General features: G+C 59.5%; 10 protein-coding genes and 3 pseudogenes. All 13 read left to right on the top strand.

Annotated features, from left to right (window positions below; genetic code table 11):
* Positions 1 to 64: 64 nt before the first annotated feature.
* On the top strand, positions 65 to 1,072 hold the full coding sequence (locus AYK65_RS20220; RefSeq protein ID WP_172402040.1) for a polyprenyl synthetase family protein: 1,008 nt from the start codon (positions 65 to 67) through the stop codon (positions 1,070 to 1,072).
* Positions 1,073 to 1,218: 146 nt separating this feature from the next.
* Positions 1,219 to 2,769, top strand: a complete 1,551-nt coding sequence (locus AYK65_RS20215) for a hypothetical protein (RefSeq protein WP_081160022.1) — start codon at positions 1,219 to 1,221, stop codon at positions 2,767 to 2,769.
* Positions 2,766 to 3,668, top strand: a complete 903-nt coding sequence (locus tag AYK65_RS20210) for a terpene synthase family protein (protein ID WP_081160020.1) — start codon at positions 2,766 to 2,768, stop codon at positions 3,666 to 3,668. The genes AYK65_RS20215 and AYK65_RS20210 overlap by 4 nt, the downstream gene beginning before the upstream one ends.
* 81 nt (positions 3,669 to 3,749) lie before the next feature.
* A pseudogene (locus tag AYK65_RS20205) lies at positions 3,750 to 4,104 on the top strand (type 2 isopentenyl-diphosphate Delta-isomerase); the annotation flags it as partial.
* A 360-nt stretch (positions 4,105 to 4,464) separates the two neighbouring features.
* Positions 4,465 to 4,695, top strand: a complete 231-nt coding sequence (locus tag AYK65_RS20200; RefSeq protein WP_037436056.1) for a helix-turn-helix transcriptional regulator — start codon at positions 4,465 to 4,467, stop codon at positions 4,693 to 4,695.
* A pseudogene (locus AYK65_RS20195) lies at positions 4,692 to 4,994 on the top strand (HipA N-terminal domain-containing protein); the annotation flags it as partial. The gene AYK65_RS20200 and the pseudogene AYK65_RS20195, both read left to right, overlap by 4 nt.
* Positions 4,995 to 5,652: 658 nt before the next feature.
* A pseudogene (locus tag AYK65_RS20190) lies at positions 5,653 to 5,922 on the top strand (Na/Pi cotransporter family protein); the annotation flags it as partial.
* A complete protein-coding gene (locus tag AYK65_RS20185) occupies positions 5,912 to 6,412 on the top strand; it encodes an NUDIX hydrolase (RefSeq protein ID WP_081160013.1) in 501 nt (166 codons plus the stop codon). The pseudogene AYK65_RS20190 and the gene AYK65_RS20185, both read left to right, overlap by 11 nt.
* Before the next feature lie 740 nt (positions 6,413 to 7,152).
* Positions 7,153 to 8,010 (top strand): sterol desaturase family protein, encoded by an 858-nt coding sequence (locus AYK65_RS20180; protein WP_081160010.1) that lies wholly within the window; start codon positions 7,153 to 7,155, stop codon positions 8,008 to 8,010.
* Between the two features lie 1,592 nt (positions 8,011 to 9,602).
* A complete protein-coding gene (locus tag AYK65_RS32520; protein ID WP_172402039.1) occupies positions 9,603 to 9,770 on the top strand; it encodes a hypothetical protein in 168 nt (55 codons plus the stop codon).
* Between the two features lie 116 nt (positions 9,771 to 9,886).
* Positions 9,887 to 10,972: an HlyD family secretion protein gene (locus tag AYK65_RS20175; protein ID WP_081160008.1), complete on the top strand. Its 1,086-nt coding sequence runs from the start codon at positions 9,887 to 9,889 to the stop codon at positions 10,970 to 10,972.
* Between the two features lie 31 nt (positions 10,973 to 11,003).
* Complete coding sequence (locus AYK65_RS20170; protein ID WP_081160005.1) at positions 11,004 to 13,187, top strand: peptidase domain-containing ABC transporter; 2,184 nt, start codon at positions 11,004 to 11,006, stop codon at positions 13,185 to 13,187.
* Positions 13,188 to 17,666: 4,479 nt separating this feature from the next.
* Positions 17,667 to 17,848, top strand: a 182-nt coding sequence (locus AYK65_RS20155) for an aquaporin (RefSeq protein ID WP_172402048.1), incomplete at its 3' end; no start/stop codon positions are given.

Here is a 17,848-nt window from a genome sequence, read left to right as displayed (position 1 = left end):
CGACGCCGGCAACACCGCGGCGGCTCGCCGCTCGTCGTGGCCGTCTCCTGTCAGGAACAAGGACATGAACAACGTGCAGACCGGTTCCACGCTACACGACGACCGAACTGGCGTTTCCACCCTCGGCGGAATGGGCGCGCGGGCGCGCGGCGCATCCGGCAGGCTGCTGACGGAGATCTGGATGCAGGACGGCGCAACGCGGGTCGAACAGGCGCTGGCGCGCCTTCTCTGCGCCGAAGACGACGGTGAGACCGAGCTGATGGCGGCGATGCGCTACGCCACCTTGCATGGCGCGAAGCGCACCCGCGCCTTGCTCTGTCTGGCTGCCGGCACACTGGCCGACACGCCGGCGCACATGCTCGACGACGTCGGCGCCGCCATCGAGATGATGCACGCTTGTACCCTGGTCCACGACGACCTGCCCGCGATGGACGACGACGTGCTTCGCCGCGGCCGTCCGACCGTGCACGTCAAGTTCGGCGAAGCCACTGCGATCCTGGTCGGCGATGCGCTGCAGGCGCACGCCTTCCTGACCCTGGCGAGCCTGGATGCGCCGGGCGACAATCGTATCGCGCTCGTGCGGGAACTGGCGCAGGCGGTATCCGCCGAGGGTGCTGCAGGCGGGCAGGCCATGGATCTGTCGCTGGTCGGACAGCACGTCGAGCTGGACAGGATCGTGGCGATGCACCGGATGAAGAGCGGCGCGCTAGTGCGCGCGTCCGTTCGCATGGGCGCGCTATGCGCCGTCGCGGAGGATGCCGCGCACGCTGCGCTGTACTGTGCGCTCGACCGCTACGGCGCCTGTTTCGGCCTGGCGTTGCAGGTGGTCGACGACATTCTAGACGCGACAGCGGATACCGCGACGCTGGGCAAGACCTCCGGCAAGGACGCGGCGGCGCAGAAGCCGACCTGTGCGTCGATCATGGGGCTGCAGGCAGCGCGCCAGTTCGCGCTGGATCTGTTGCGCGACGCGGGGGAGGCTATCGCCCCGCTGGGGCCGCGTGCCGAACGGTTGGCGCAGATGCTGCAGCGGGCCAACGCGTATCTATTCAAGCACGCGCCATGCGCATGAGCGCGCCCGTCCGCATGGAGCCGTCCTGTGCCGCTGCGATCGGCTGGCGGCGGTGCATGCTGCACTGTGTCCGAGTCGGCGGCGACGTGCGTCGGCGTCTGCCCGATCCTGGTTCTCGTCAACCGTCTGCAGAAGGAACATCCCGCGTGAACGCGCTGTCCGAACAGATCCTTTCCGAATTGCGCCACCTGCTGAGCGGGATGAGCGACGGCGGCAGCGTCGGTCCGTCCGTTTACGACACGGCGCGAGCTCTGCAGTTCCACGGCAACGTCACCGGTCGGCAGGACGCATACGCGTGGCTGATCGCGCAGCAACAGGCCGATGGCGGATGGGGAAGCGCGGACTTCCCGCTGTTCCGCCATGCGCCCACGTGGGCGGCGTTGCTGGCATTGCAGCGTGCCGACCCTCTTCCCGGCGCTGCCGACGCAGTCCAGGCTGCAACCCGGTTCCTCGAGCGCCAGCCCGATCCCTACGCGCATGCGGTGCCGGAAGACGCGCCGATCGGCGCGGAGCTGATCCTGCCGCAGTTGTGCGGCGAGGCCGCATCCTTGCCGGGCGGCGTGGCGTTTCCGCGCCACCCGGCGCTGTTGCCGTTGCGGCAAGCGTGCCTGGTCAAGCTGGGGGCGGTGGCGACGTTGCCGAGCGGCCATCCGTTGCTGCACTCCTGGGAAGCCTGGGGGACGTCGCCGACCACCGCGTGCCCGGATGACGACGGCAGCATCGGCATCAGTCCGGCGGCCACCGCCGCGTGGCGTGCGCACGCCGTGAGAAAGGGGAGCACGCCGCAGCTCGCGCGCGCCGACGCGTATCTGCAGGCGGCATCGCGGGCGACGCGCAGCGGCATCGAAGGTGTCGTTCCCAACGTCTGGCCGATCAATGTGTTCGAGCCATGCTGGTCGCTGTACACCCTGCATCTGGCCGGGCTGTTCGCGCATCCCGCGGTCGCCGAGGCGGTGCGCGTGATCGTCGCGCAGCTAGATTCCCGCCTGGGCGTGCGCGGTCTGGGCCCGGCCTTGCACTTCGCGGCCGATGGGGACGACACCGCCGTTGCGTTATGCGTCCTGCGCCTTGCAGGCCGCGAACCGGCGGTCGATGCGTTGCGCCATTTCGAAATCGGCGAGCTGTTCGTCACCTTCCCCGGCGAGCGCAATGCCTCGGTGTCGACCAACATCCATGCCCTGCATGCGTTGCGACTGTTGGGAAAGCCCGCCGCTGGCACCACCGCCTACGTCGAGGCCAATCGCAACCCGCACGGTCTATGGGACAACGAAAAATGGCACGTTTCGTGGCTGTATCCCACCGCACATGCGGTCGCTGCGCTGGCACAAGGCAAGCCCCAGTGGCGCGACGAGCGCGCGCTGGCGGCGCTGCTGCAGGCGCAGCGCGACGACGGCGGCTGGGGCGCCGGTCGCACGTCCACATTAGAGGAAACCTCCTATGCGCTGTTCGCGTTGCACGTGATGGACGGGAGCGAAGAGCCGACAGGGCGCCGGCGCATCGCGCAGGCGGTGGCGCGTGCGCTGGAGTGGATGCTCGCCCGCCATGCGGCGCATGCATTGCCGCAGATGCCGCTGTGGATCGGCAAGGAACTGTATTGCCCCACCCGGGTCGTGCGCGTGGCCGAACTCGCCGGGTTGTGGCTGGCGCTTCGTTGGGGGCGGCGCGTTCTGGCCGAGGGAGCAGGAGCGGCGCCATGATCCAGACCGAACGCGCGCTGCAGCAGGTGCTGGAGTGGGGTCATTCCCTGACCGGGTTCGCCGACGAGCATGCCGTGGAAGCGGTCAGGGGCGGCCAGTACATCCTGCAGCGCATCCACCCGAGCCTGCGCGACACCAGCGCCCGCACCGGCCGCGATCCGCAGGACGAAACGCTGATCGTGGCGTTCTATCGCGAACTGGCGCTGCTGTTCTGGCTCGACGATTGTAACGACCTTGGCCTGATCGCGCCGGAGCAACTCGCCGCGGTGGAGCAGGCGCTGGGGCGGGGCGTGCCATGCGCGCTCCCCGGATTCGAGGGCTGCGCTGTGCTGCGCGCTTCGCTGGCCGCGCTTGCCTACGATCGTCGCGACTATGCTCAGCTTCTCGAGGATACCCGGTGCTACTGCGCGGCGCTGCGCGCCGGACACGCGGAGGCGACAGGGGCGGAACGCTGGTCCTACGCCGAGTATCTGCACAACGGCATCGATTCGATCGCCTACGCGAACGTGTTCTGTTGCCTGTCGTTGCTGTGGGGGCTGGACATGGCGACCTTGCGCGCGCGTCCGGCGTTTCGCCAGGTCCTGCGGCTCATCTCCGCGATAGGGCGCCTGCAGAACGATCTGCATGGACGCGACAAGGACAGGTCGGCCGGCGAGGCCGACAACGCGGCGATCCTGCTGCTGCAACGCTATCCGGCTATGCCTGTGGTGGAGTTCCTCAACGACGAGCTGGCCGGCCATACGCGCATGCTGCACCGGGTGATGGAGGAAGAACGATTTCCCGCGCCGTGGGGACCCTTGATCGAGGCCATGGCCGCCATACGCGCGCAGTACTACCAGACCTCGACCAGCCGCTACCGAAGCGACGCTGCGGGGGGAGGCCAGCGTGCGCCGGCCTGAACGCGCGGAGGCGGCGGCGTGCGCACGCTGCCGTCGGTCCGATCCGACGCAACGGCGCCCGATGCGACGGATGGAGCGAGCATGAGCGACACCGCCCTGAGCCGGCGCAAGGACGACCATCTGGACATCGTGCCGGATCGGGGAACGGCGCCCGCCACGGTCGCCGCCGGCTGCGAGTACATCGGTTTCGAACACTGCGCATGCCCGAGTTGGACCTGACGCAGATCGACCTGTGCGCCTAGCTGCTGGGCAAGACGGTGCGCGCGCCGCTGCTGATCAGCTCCATGACCGGCCGCATGCCACGCGCCGAGGCCATCAACCGGCATCTGAGCGAGGCAGCGCAAGCCCTGGGATCGCCATGTGCGTCGGTCCGCAGCGCGTGAGCCTGCAATCCCGCAACTTCCAGGGCCTGACGCGCGCTGCGCCGAGGGTATCGCGGCTTCGGAGACGTCACCGTCATCTCGGACTAAGCCGAAGTCCTCAAGCGGCGGCCTCAAGCGATGCCGAAAGCGACAGCCCACATTATTCGGTTCACATCGCCATGAAGACTCAGCCATGCAGCAGATCGCACCTTGATCCGCTCCATCTCTAACCGTGACGAGGAACTGCTTACGATGGGTTGGGACTCAGAGCCTGCCGAATTCGAAGAATTTCAGGAGCCAACCTTGTATAAAGTTTACCGTTCGGGAATTTATTTGCCCAAGATATCATCCAGCCGCGTTAATTTTCCCGTTCGGGAAAATGGATCTCGACAGAGCGCCAAGTATGCTGCTGTTTTCCCGAGCGGGAAATAATAATGGCAAAACGGGTTAAAACTCCATCTGATATCGGCGCCCTGGTCCGAAGTGCACGCAAGGAGCAAAACTTGCGGCAGGACGAGCTTGCAGGCGTTGCTGGCGTCGGGCTCCGGTTCATTGTCGATCTCGAGGCGGGCAAGCCGACAGCTCAGATAGGAAAAGTGTTGCAGGTTCTGCAAACGCTCGGCTGTTCGATCGATATTCTGGCTCCTGGTGAACGCAGACAATGACGGCAAGGGTTCTCAACGGCTGGTGGGATGGTCGAATTGTCGGGCAATTCAGCCAGGATCGCCACGGCGATATCGGCTTCGCCTACGCTGAAGCCTGGCTTGATGATGAAAGAACACTTCCGCTTTCAGCCTCCCTCCCGAAGCGCCCGGAGCGCTTTTCCCGTCCTGAATGCAGGCCATTTTTTGGCGGCCTGCTGCACGAAGGAAGCCAGCGCCTGATTGCAGCGCAAGCATTGGGCGTCTCGCCTGCAAATGATTTCGCGCTACTCGATCGCTTGGGCGGCGATGTTGCCGGCGCTCCTAAAAGGCCTTGTTTCACTGCCAACCGAATTCCGCGATCAGATTAGCTATACATCCAATACTTCGGCAGCGCATCCCCGCCCGACATCTGCATCGTCCGTACTGCCGGCCCAAGCATTTGATGAATCAGCCGCTGTCTTCCACGTTGGGATCGGACACAAAATAGGCCGCGGCTTTCCGAACGCCAGATCGGGATGCCGCGGCTCGTCTTCGGTGCGCCGCTTCCGTCGCGGACCCGGGGCAACGGGAGGCACGACGAACGCACCGCGCCAGTGTTCGGATGGAATATGGTCCGTAACGGCGTATCTCCTCGTTACAGCTCTCGTACCCTGCGCTGACCGAGTCGAATCGCCGGCTCCGCACCGCATCGCCCAGACTGTCGGGTTTGTCGTGTGCGCGACATGCTGTTGTTTGCCGGGCGGGCCGCCGCATTCTCATTGAAGCCGTTAAATATCATGCCAGGACGGCTCTTGCTGTGTAGCTGGCATGCTTCTTGAAGCTCTCTCGACGCGCGGCGTCAGCAGCAGCTGCCGACGGGCGCACCGGCTGATCGTTTAAGCGCTAAAGCAGGAGCCAAAAATGAAAACCAAAAGATAGCTATGGGGTGACCGAACTGACTCCCGAAGACGCATCTAGAACTTCAGGAGGACTGCTGGGATCCCGTCCCAGCGGATCGCCCTGACGATCTTAGTCACCTGCGACTTCAATCCCGCCAAGGTGTGTGTAGTTGAAGTTTGCCGAATGAAAAACAATCGGCGGAGCGACATCTGGAACGCCTGCGCGACGGTCGCGTCGACAGCGGCAGACAAGTCGCACCACCTCGACATGCTGCACGACCTGAACCGCATCAACACCCATATCGTCTCCGCCGCACACACTCGAGGAGGCCGTTTGTTGATCGAAAGCAGGACGCGTGATGCCGGCTGATAGTACGAACCGTTCCGCTCCATCCGAGCTGATGAAGATAACTGGCCAGCGCTTGAAGGGTAACGTCATCGCCCAATACGCCGCGGTGTGCGTGAGGCCGAATCCGGGGGCAGAGAACGACATTCAAGTTCTGCTTATCACCAGCCGAGGCAGTCGCCGCTGGGTCATACCCAAAGGTTGCTGTATACCCAAGAAAAAGCCGCATGAGGTTGCCCGACAAGAAGCGTGGGAAGAAGCCGGGGTTCGGGGCCAGGTGAAAAAGAAACCTGTCGGGCACTACACCTATGTCAAGAAACTGAGGGGACCAGGAGCAGCGCCCGCCCTCGTCCAGGTTCACTTGCTATATGTCTCGGAGCTCGAACAAGACTATCCGGAGATGGGGCAACGCGAGCTTCAGTGGTTCTCGCCAGAGGAAGCAGCCTGCGCAGTCGACGAACCCGAACTCAAGACACTTCTTCGAGGGATTCGGAAGGTTTACAAAAAGCCATGAAGGTCGCGCTTGCATGATGTGCGTACCGTTGGAGAGGCTAAACATCTCCACATTTTGTTGACGATGTTCGTCGCACGCGCGGTCTCATGACGATCGACGAAATTCACCAGCTGACGACGCGAGGCAATGGTCCTCACAGTCTTCGGCCGCCAGTGCCCGACTTGGAACAGGAACCGTCATCTTCCTTGATCGGCGACAACAATATCGACAACCGCCGAGGCTCTAATCGCCGTTGGATGAAAGTTCAGGGGCGGGTCAGCATGATATTTAACGGCTTCAATGAGAATGCGGCGGCACGCTCCGCCGAACATCGCCGTGTTGCGGACTCGACAACCCGACAGTCTGGCGCGAGGTCGCGGAGAGAGCTGTAACGAGGAGATAGGGTAATTAGGCGTAACCGCTCCACGAAGTCTCTCGGCTCCCCCAACCATTTGGGACACGGATGGGTCTCATCCAAACAACTGATTTTACCAGTCTGCGAAAATGCCGCATAGCACATCCTCGCGGTGCGCCGCTGTGCCGTCGGAAGACCGTCTGAATGGGCCCAGAAAGGAAGTTTGCATCACGTGGCGATATGCAATTCATGATTCTGCGGGGATATCGTTTCGCCGACCGAATTTATCGCGCCGCGCTGGAGATTCATAACAATTGGACTCACCCTCGTGACGAAGACGACCGCGTTGATGAGAGTCACTCCGACTTCAGGTTGGAGCATTTGAACGATTTGCCGGAGCAAACAAATGCACGTTCTCGATGTTAATCAGATGATCCAGCTCTTCGTGAACGCGTTTGAGCTGGTTGTGATCTTCGCTACCTTTTGCGCCGCGCTGGAGCTAACCTTTCCGGCTTATCGATACAGTTTTGCCTCATACGCCCGCGGCGTGCGGAATTGGATTATTCGCCTCGGATTCGGTGCGTTTGTCTGGCACCTCTTCGCTGTGAGCTTGGCCTGGCTAGGGGTAAAGCCGCTCGTAACGATCAATTTCGGCACGTTGCTTCACTCTGACAACGCAATCATCAATACTGGATTGGCTGTCCTTTCAGGCGTTCTAGTCGCAATTGTCGGCGACTTCTTTTACTACTGGATGCACCGCGCACAGCATGCTGTTCCGCTCCTCTGGCGCATGCACGCTACTCACCACTCGATCCGCGAATTGACGGCATGGAATTGCCACCATCACATTTCCGAGCCACTCGTTTACGCAGCGTTGGTAGCACTACCGCTCAGGCTGTTCCACTTCGAATCTGGCGTAGTGCCCGTTGTTGCCATGACACTGATTACCTTTCAGGCCCATCTTTCACATTCCAGCACCCGCATCAATCTTGGGCCGCTTCGATACATCATTGGCGACAATAAGTTTCACCGCATCCACCACTCGTTGGAAGCGCATCACCGGCGCCGAAACTATGGGTTTTTTACAACCATCTGGGACACCGTTTTTCGAACGGCATACTGGCCAAGTAAGAATGAGTGGCCGGAAGTTGGCCTCCGAGACCAGCCCGAGCCGCTCACCGCGCGCGATTACGTTATGTTCCCATTTGATCGGCGTCGCTGGCAGAGACCTAAAGTTGAAAGTGGTGTAGAGGCTGGCGATTGAACGAGTGGAGGTTTACGCTTCGTCGAGGTTGGAAGACTATCAAGACAAGCAATCCATATGGAACAGCTCCCTCAGACGCCGGGCAAGCCTCTCACTTAAAATAGGGGATAGGCAGGACTGTGGTGGTGCAACACAAGCAGAAAAGTTCCGTCGGCGGCACACTGCATGCTCGCTTTGGAGCGGACCCTCTAACGCTGGCACAGCCCGACACCGTCAAGCTGATGATTCAGCGTGCGCCGAAACTCTCAGGCCTCGGCCGGTTCGTGCACGCCTGCCCGATTGCAGGTGCAGGTTATGGTCAGGTCCGACCCTAGCTGGTATGAAGCGCAGGATTGCAGGCTACGGCACTTCAAACGGGCGATCCGCATCGTTCAGGATGACCCTACGGTACTGGACCGGGCCAACAGGTCCTCAGACGGCTCACGGTCTGATTCACTCTGGCCCTGCTCGGAAACGATTTTCGCGAACTGATCGTGGCGCAAAGTGCTCGGCCGAACGCGGCGTGCTCTCAAGAACTTCGACGGGCCTCTCCCGTGCCAACCCTCCTGTCTGATGCGCTTCGGCAAGGACGTCCTTGCACAGACCCGGTCGTTGAAGAAAGGGGAACAGGTGGCGCGCCTGCGCCTATTAGCCACTCGCACCCACATGCAAAATAGTCGGCCCTCTAAGGTAGACCCCGGATCGAGCACCCGAGTTCGGCGCTATAGGTTGTCTGACCCGTAATTCCGAGCTCGTCGCATAGTTCTCCAACTTTTGCACCAGGCTTTCCATTGGCGAGACGCAGTTGGCAGGCGACAACTTGAACGGGGCTCCGCCGTTCCGGCCAAGCGCTCGCCCGCTGCCAGGCTTGCCTTAGTCCGCTCGATGATCGACGATAGCAGATCCTGTGATAGAGATATCAATCGTCAAGTGCGGAGCGCGAGACTGATTCAACATCCGCTTTAAAGAGGTGGATGAAGGAGCGCCGAGCGGCGACCCTCGATTGGGGAACCTAGAGAGTTTCGACGCCTTGGCACGCGGCCGTCCGGTTAGGGACAGTGACTTGACCATCCGGCCGAGTTTCGCATGAAGCAGGCGCCGCCAAGAGCGTCGGCCGCAACCGCTTAGACCGCGTATTTGCGAGGCGACGGAGATGCCCCTCTTCTTCGTTTGATATCGCCGCAGTCTCGCGCCTTCTGAAACTGCGCTCACAACAGCCGCGGAGCTATCGGCCGCAAGGTGAGGTCCTCGACAACCTAATCCGGCCCGAACGTGGACAAGGGCTCGGCCTTGAAGCTGACGCGTAAGCTGCCAGAAGAGCATTGTTGTGCTCCAGGCAATTCATTGTCCTGGATTGTACTATCTGTTTCTGGTCTGGCCGATATGCAGGCGTCCCTTGCACTCCCGTGCTGTCGGATTTGTGAAGTACACGACACGACGTTGGGCGAAGCGTGCTGCCGCACTCTGAAGCGCAAGCCATTGAACAGTATGGGGAACTGTTCTCTTGAGGCTTGCCCTAGCAGTTGGCATGTTTCTTGATTCTCTATTACTGCGGCCGGCAGGAACTGCCGAGCACTGGTTGATCGCTTGAGCGCCAGCAAAAGGAGACAACAATGAAGACCGATATGGCAGCCTATGGCGTAACCGAATTAACTCTTGAAGAAGCACCTGCAATTTCGGGAGGGCTACTCTGGGGAGTAGTTTGGGCGGCTTTTGCACTGCTTGCTTTTGCAGCTGCGACTATAGCGGAAGGGGCAGCACGCGATCAGACCCACGGTTAGGAGAAGTGCGCAAGCGAGCTATGCTTCATACTCAACACAGATCAGCAGTTCCCCTTTCTCCTGAAATCGCATGCTGCACCGCGGAGAGCATTCTCTCCCGAAGATCAGGACGATCTTTGGTCATCTACAGGATCATTGTGCTCTCTGTGATAGCGACATTGGTGTCGCTGCCATTCATCACGATAACGGTCTCTGTCCAAAGTGCCGGCACCATTCGCCCCACCATCGAGAAGACGCCCCTGATCGCGCCCGTCTCCGGACGCATCTCCCGGATCCTTGCCGTTGAGAACGATCGGGTTGCCCAGGGGCAGGAGATTCTCGCCCTCGACGATGAGGTGGTTGAGGAAAAGCTCAGGGCGGTTACAGCCGACATTCGCGCGAAGAGTGATATTGCCCGTGACCTCGAAACCCTCATCTCCTCCGGCACACATGCTAAGGACCCGATCCGCCTCCTGACCGAGTCCATCACCGCCGAGCGGGCGCATTTTCTCAACCTGCTGCGGGAAAACCAATATGCCCGCAGCAATGCCGCGGCGGAACTCGACCGCGCTAGGCGACTGGTCTCCGTTGCTGCAGCACCCGCAAAAGCGGTCGACGAAAAGGCTTTCGCCCTCCAGAACATTGAGGTCCAGGGCGAGATCCTCGTGCGGCGAAAGTCCGCCGAATGGAATCAGCAGCTCTTCGACACCAATTTACGCGTCAAGGAACTCACGGCCACTTTGCATCAGCTCGAGAATGAACGGGACCTGACCCGCATTCGAGCCCCGGTGTCGGGCGCTCTTGCGGAATTCTCCGGCCTCACCCCTGGCAGCTACGTGCAAGCGGGGCAAACGGTCGCTTCGATTTCGCCGGACGGTGAATTGGTGGCGGAAATCTACGTCTCCCCCAACGACATCGGCTTCGTGCGGCCGGGCCAGTCGGTGCGGCTGCAAGTGGATGCCTTCAATTACAATGAATGGGGTGTGATCGACGCGACAGTGCTCAATGTGGCGCAGGACTTTACCGTGAATGACGGGAAACCGGTCTTCAAAGTCGGCTGCGCGCTTTCCCGTAGCCATCTCGCACTCAAGAACGGCGTCATCGGTCAGTTGAAGAAAGGCATGAGCGTACGGGCTCGCTTCCTCGTGGCCGACCGCACTCTCCTGCAACTCCTCTACAATGACGTCGACGATTGGCTCAATCCGCTCCTGGCGGGCCGGTAATTCTCCATGTCAAAACAACCAGCGAGCTGCCATGTCCAGTAAGGCCATCAAGTTCAAACAACGGGACGTCACCGATTGCGGGGCCGCCAGCCTTGCTTCTGTCGCAGCTTTTTACGGCTACAAGCTGCCATTGTCGCGCATCCGCCAATACGCCTCGACCGACCGCTCCGGCACCAACGTGCTCGGCCTCACGGAAGCGGCCCAGAAGTTGGGCTTCATCGCCAAGGGGGTGAAGGGTGGCTTCGATAGCCTATACAAGATCCCGAAGCCGGCTATCGCGCACGTAATCGTCAAGGACGTCCTGCACCACTTTGTCGTGATCCAGGCGGTCGACGCCAAGTGGGTCATCGTTATGGACCCAGCCTATGGCGAAGTCCGCAGGCTGTCGCACGAGGAATTCAAGGCGCAATGGACTGGCGTCTTGGTACTCCTGGTTCCGGCAGACGCCTTCAAGCCCCGCGACGAGACCACCTCGCAGTTTGCGCATTTTGCCCGGCTGCTTACGCCGCACTGGGCGGTAATGGTACAGGCTTTCGTCGGGGCGCTGGTGACGACGGTCCTCGGTCTCTCGACTGCCATCTACGTCCAGAAAATCATCGATCATGTGATCACGGCGGGCAACCGCAACCTGCTCAACCTGATGAGCGTGGCGATGCTGCTTATTCTAGTGACACAGATCCTGATCGATTTCCTTCGAAACCGGCTCATTCTGCAAACGGGGCAGAAGATCGATGTCTACCTGATCCTCGGCTACTACAATCACATCCTAAGTCTGCCTCAGAAGTTCTTTGACGGCATGCGCATGGGCGAAATCGTCTCCCGCATGAACGACGCGGTGAAGATCAGGAGCTTCCTGAACGACGTCTCGATCAACATGTTCGTCAACGCGCTGATGACACTATTCTCGTTCGGGCTGATGTTCATCTACTCGTGGAAGATCGCCTTAGTCGTGGCGATCTCTATCCCATTATACCTCTTGCTCTATTGGACCATTGACCGGCTGAATAGGAAGCGCCAGCGCGCCGTTATGGAAAATGCCGCCGATCTGGAGGCGCAATTGGTGGAGTCACTCGGAGCTCTCTCCACGATCAAGACCTCCGGCATGGAGAGCTTCGCCAACTTGAAGATGGAAACCCGCTTCATCAAGACGCTACATTCCGTCTACAGCTCCGGCCTCGTCTCTATTTTCGGGGACAGCGCCTCCACTTTCCTCTCGAACCTATTTACAATCGCGCTGATGTGGTTCGGAACGACGCTTGCCCTCGATCAGACCGTCACACCTGGTGAGTTATTATCCTGCTATACCTTATTCGGCTACATCACCAAGCCTGTTGCCAGCCTGATCCAGGCCAACCGGATTGTTCAGGATGCTTTCATCGCGGCAGATCGCCTGTTCGAGATTTTCGACCTGGAGCCGGCAAGCGACGGAGGCATCGATGCAACCAAATCCGCTGTTGGCGATATCCGCTTGGAGAACGTTACGTTCCGCCATGGCGCGCAGCCGGAGCTTTTCCAAGACCTCAGCGTCAGCTTCCGCCGGGGCGAGATGACGGCCGTGGTGGGGGAAAGTGGGTCGGGAAAAAGCACCCTTGCGGCGCTGCTGCAAAATGTTTATCCGTTAGAGAGTGGTCGCATCCGGATTGGCCCCTATGCCCTTCAGGACCTCTCGACCGAGTCCCTGCGCAAGATCGTCGCCGCGGTACCCCAATCGGTAGACGTGTTTGCGGGCTCGGTAATCGAGAACATCGCGCTAGGCGAGTTCGAGCCGGACATCGAGAAGATCCTGCAAATCTGCCACCAAATAGGACTATTGCAGTCAATCGAGCGCTGGCCTCGCGGCTTCCAAACTTATTTGGGCGAGAACGGCGTCCGTCTCTCGGGCGGCGAGAAGCAGCGCCTTGCGTTGGCTCGGGCTCTGTACCGCGATCCGGAGATCTTGATCCTCGATGAGGCGACCTCCTCTCTTGACTCGCTCGCCGAGGCGTCTGTCCTGCGGGTGGTAGAGGAACTGCGTCGGGCAGACAAGACCATCGTCGTCATCGCTCATCGACTTAGTACCATTCGCATGGCCGATAAGATCGTGGTTTTGGATAAGGGGCGGGTGGTTGCGGAGGGAAGGCATGATGATTTAGTGACAGAAGAGGGTGCTTACACCCGCTTGTGGCGTGCACAAACCGGGTCCACCGCCCCTATCCCCATCTCGTGCGGTTCTTAGGATCCGTGGATCTCGCGGCGCGAGGCGGAGCGGAAAGTTGCATGCCGCTTGGGGACGGTCCGAATTAGCGTTGCTTTCCCGAACCGAGCGGATTGTCGGGAGCTACCAATCGCCTGCTGTGGCTTGAGTAGCCAGGGGACGCGTGCCCCTCCATTGGTCGTGATCGATGCCACGTCGGGAGTTCGCGCCGGACCTGTGCTTTTGCGAGCGCCGGGTACAGACATCGGCGAAGATCGCGGTGACTCGTTCTATACGCTCGCGGGCGGGCGCCTCAGTTCGTCAGTGGCGAAGAGCGCTGACAACGATGCTTATGTCGGCCACACCACAGCCGATTTTTCGGTTTTGATTGTTGCCTCCATTTCTGCCGATCAAACGACCAATTCGTCCTGCCCGCCGGCAGAACATCACCTTGTCGCGAACTCGACAAAACCGAGAGTGTGGTTAGTATGATGTACGCCGAGGGGAGCTGCATCGATTGAAGTGACTGACAGGAGTTTTCGGCAGCCATGAGCCAACTCTGTTGCACAGGGTGGTATCCTGCACTTCCAGTCCCGATGCATACCGAGGCAATGATCTCGCAAGAAACGCCGTCGCCTCCTTCAACAGCATTACGCCTCGGCTCCTGCCCGACACAGACGAAAAGAAAGTCATTCAAGGGCTCGAGGTCTCCGGGCTCTCTGCGCCCGATTCGAGTCTTCTGAACGAGCACCATGGATACCTCTTCCGATCTCATCGTCATGGGGCATACACGTCTTCGGGAAAGGAATTCCGCTGGTACAGCAGGCAAGACAAGCTAGGAAAGCGGCCTGGACCGGGCTGTCATTCGTCGCGGGACAAGTCCTTTGATGAAGATGATCTCCCTCCCAAAGACGTTGAACTATAAGTGGTGGTTGAATCTCCAGGGGACGCGCCGCGCCTCCCCCCCAAACGCCCGCCATGGCTACACCGTCCCAGAGACATGGGACCGCGTTAGGTACCCTGTGCTGACCCAAACTGTCGGGTTTCGTATTCGACGGTGAGTTTGCCGGGCGTGCCCGCATTTTGTTGAAGCCATTGAAGTTCATGCGGAACGGCGCACCCGGCGGAGCTGGCACGTTTTTTGGATCTTTCTCGTGCGCGGCGGCACGAGCTGCTAGCACCGACTGATGGTTTAAGCGTCGAAAGGAGACAAAAATGAAGACCAAAATAATAGGCTGGGGTGTGACCGAATTAACTCCCGAAGAGGCATCTACAACTTCAGGAGGAACCTGCTCCATAGTTGTTGGCGTCCCTCCGATCCCCCCAATAGTATTCTGCTCAGATACCCCGAATTTGTAGTCCCCAAAGAACATAGGGGGTGAAGCCCCCTATGTTAATACCAAATGCGAGGCGAACGGCAGGCTCGTTTGCAGCACACGTCCGATGTCGAGCCAGTAACGCGTCTGCCGAAAGCTCGGCCGAGCCGCGGAGCGTCGAGCGCTGCCGGATACCAACAGAAATCGGTCAGGCAAGTTTGGAAGTCGGTAATCATATCGCGAGCTGCAACGAGCAACGGACACCGCTTTCGATCGCGGCGATGGTGACGGTTTCGTGCGGAAAGCCTTGCGCATGCATGACGCGTAGCAAGTGACGTTGCTGACGGAAGCCTCAGACGTTGAACCAGGCGGACGTCAGCACGAGCACCCCGAATCGAAGTCCCGCAAAGAGCGGCGCAGGTCGAAGCGCGTGCGCGCATAATCGGGAATGCGGTATCCAATCCGCATATCAGAGCTTGATCACCGACGTCCTTTAGTTCCGCCTCCACCACTGCGCGATCCATTCACTACGTCATTCTACGGAGCAAGAGATCGGCGCGTCTGCAGCGTTAACAGCGGCATCAGAGCGGGAAGCTGAGGTCTTTTGCCCCTTTCGCTCTCCCGATGTATCTCATTGCCCCTGTTGTCGGGATTGTCGCGTCCGAGACACGGTGATGTTCCAGCCGCGTGCCGTTCCACTCTGGCTGCCGCCATTTTACAAAATAAGGAGGAGGCGCAGACCGTTTTCTACGGCCCTTCTTGCCCTTCTGCGAAGTTGGCACGAGTCTTGATTATCTCTCTTTGCGTGGCTGGACGGCCAGCCACCGTCACTGACTCATCGCCTCACTTACAAAGGAGACAAAAATGCAGACCGATGTCTCAGCCTATGGTGTAGCCGAGCTAACCCCTCACCAAGCATCTGCAACCTTCGGAGGTTGGTTGCCGGCGTTAGCTTGGGTATTTGGAATAGCGGGAGGAGTGGGAATACTAGGAATTACGGCTGCGTACATTGCGAGCGTGATATTGAAACAAAAGCACGGCTAAAGCTGAAGGATATAAGTTGCGGCAAGCTCGCTTGGATTAGCAGCTTAAAGGAAGCTGCTAATCCCCATAGGCCACGAGTAATCATGAACGCGCGAGCTCCGGCTCCGGGAGGGAAAGGTGGGGGTTAAGCGCAAGTGTCAAGTGACTTGAATCTCTCGTGCCCTGGCGGCACGAGCTGCCAGCACCGACTGATGGTTTGAACCCTGAAAGGAGACAATAATGAAGACTAAAATGGCGGCCTATGGTGCGATCGAACTGACTTCCCAAGAAGCATCTACAACTTCAGGAGGATTCAAGGGCGCATTTGTAGTATGGTCCGGTCCGTACCCCCTTCCGCTCCCCATTCCGTTGCCTATAACTTCTCGGGTACCCCTGATTTAGTAATTCCCAAAGACCATGTGTACACCCCCTATGGTCTTGCAATATCTGAATACGGAAAATGTGGCTATAGCCGATGTCGAAGCGCGAGGATCGCATGACGCCTTTGTAGCAGATATCTCGCTCGAGATACGAGCTTGGCTAGTCGATCGGCGCCGCGAAATGATCCGATCCACACACCTCGATTTCACGCTGGAATACCGGCCGCTCTCCACGAGTAACGGGCAAACGCATCCTGCTAGTCGGCCACTGAGATCGACAATTTGACACTCATGGGTCTTTCTTCCGGAATCTCTCCCCTGCTCTCGATCTCATCGGCAACGTCAATGTTTCCGTCGAACGGAGACCCTTGGGACGCGCCCTCCATGTCCCCCGAAATCCCTATTGTCCACCCGCAGTTATAACATTTTAGCAGATCTAGTATGACTGCTCCCACAGGTGCCGTCACCACGCTCCACATTGCCAGACGGTAAGATGCGCAGCTCGTTCAGTGCGACGTGGTGCAGTACCTCAATGGGAAACGAAATGATCCACACGCGCCGGAAGGCAGGTATCAGACCCAATTCGATGCGGCCGGTTCGTCCACGCGTGCTCGACTGCATGTGCAGATTAGGTCAGGACCGACGCGAGCCGCCATGAAGCGCGGGATTGCAGGGCACGGCACTTCAAACGGGCGATCCGCATAGTTCAGGATGACCCTTCGGTACTGGACCGGGCCCAAGAGGTCCTCAGGCGGACTCACGCAGGCCCTTGGCGGGCGCCGACGCTGCGCCCTGTCGACTGCGGGCGAACTGTTTGAAGCAAACCCATCGCTCTCAACCGATAGACATTCGGACAGTAATTCTCCCAGCTAACAGCTTTGCCGGCTGCCTCGTAGAGAAGATCACGTTCGCACCTCACCTTGTCTTGGCAATACTCACAAACGTGGGCCAGCACGCGAAAGTCGGCTGGCATCAAGGCTTTGACTCGGGTGGGATTGAGCTGGAGCGCCTCGATCCGCATGAGCAAAAGATGGGGTTCTCCCGGCTCACTCCCGGCCGGCCGTGGATCATCTCTTAGTCCGGTGGCTTGCGGTGCCGCCTTCGCCTGATCGCCGGGCGAAACAGCAGGTTTCAGTGCCCGATCAAGAGCTGCTGCGAACGCGGACCTCCAATTTTGGGGGTGTGTCATGGCGTTCCTCCTTTGCGCCAACTCTTCGAATCTCAGCTACACTCTCTGAGCCGCATTGATCTGGCGCAATTTCCTGCCACCTTTTCGTCGATCCACAAAACAAACAGAGTCGTTGATGGTTAAGAATGCTGAAGTGACTGTGGGTCCGGTCACGTTTCAACATAGGTAGTTCGATCCGTACCACTGCGTCGTCCGGCTGAAGTTTGCGACTTAGTCTGTTCGTGCTGTGCAAGAGGCGACAGGCGTTCACTGTAGAGTTCTCGATCCTGTCGGATATTGGACAGAGCGCTATCGAATTGATCGCGTTGTTATTAAGCAGTTTTCTCAATTGGCACGCCATATGCGTAGAAATCGGCAGAACTCGATTGCAGCACAGTGCCGGTGATCTCGAAGTGATAGCGATGGATTTCGTCGGGAAACAGCGACTTTGCTTGTTACGCCGACCTCGGGAGTTCGAGAAAATGCACGATGCGAGATCATCGGTGCTGCGCGTCATGCGACGCTGGGACACCGTGTCGGTGACGCGGAATGCTCGGCCGATCGGCGGAGCATCGAATGCCAAGGGATTACTACACAGAAAACCCATCACGGAAATTCAGGTAACGGAGCGGACATGAACAAGTATATTTGCGAATTCGTCGGAACCTTCGCACTCATTTTCTTCGGCTGCGGCACGATCCTCTTCATGCGTTCGGAGGTGGGGCCAGTGGGCGTCGCTCTCTCCTTCGGCTTATCCGTAGTGGCCATGGCCTATACGGTCGGGCCAATCTCAGGCGCGCATCTCAACCCGGCCGT

The organism is Ensifer aridi, assembly GCF_002078505.1.
Taxonomy (GTDB): domain Bacteria; phylum Pseudomonadota; class Alphaproteobacteria; order Rhizobiales; family Rhizobiaceae; genus Sinorhizobium; species Sinorhizobium aridi.
This window is presented reverse-complemented; position numbering and strand designations above follow the sequence as displayed.

Excerpts from the sequence above, each read along its gene's own strand:
- AYK65_RS20180 (WP_081160010.1), top strand. The coding sequence starts at position 7,153 with ATGCACGTTCTCGATGTTAATCAGATGATCCAGCTCTTCGTGAACGCG.
- AYK65_RS20200 (WP_037436056.1), top strand. The coding sequence starts at position 4,465 with ATGGCAAAACGGGTTAAAACTCCATCTGATATCGGCGCCCTGGTCCGA.
- AYK65_RS20220 (WP_172402040.1), top strand. The coding sequence starts at position 65 with ATGAACAACGTGCAGACCGGTTCCACGCTACACGACGACCGAACTGGC.
- AYK65_RS20185 (WP_081160013.1), top strand. The coding sequence starts at position 5,912 with ATGCCGGCTGATAGTACGAACCGTTCCGCTCCATCCGAGCTGATGAAG.
- AYK65_RS20170 (WP_081160005.1), top strand. The coding sequence starts at position 11,004 with ATGTCCAGTAAGGCCATCAAGTTCAAACAACGGGACGTCACCGATTGC.
- AYK65_RS32520 (WP_172402039.1), top strand. The coding sequence starts at position 9,603 with ATGAAGACCGATATGGCAGCCTATGGCGTAACCGAATTAACTCTTGAA.
- AYK65_RS20210 (WP_081160020.1), top strand. The coding sequence starts at position 2,766 with ATGATCCAGACCGAACGCGCGCTGCAGCAGGTGCTGGAGTGGGGTCAT.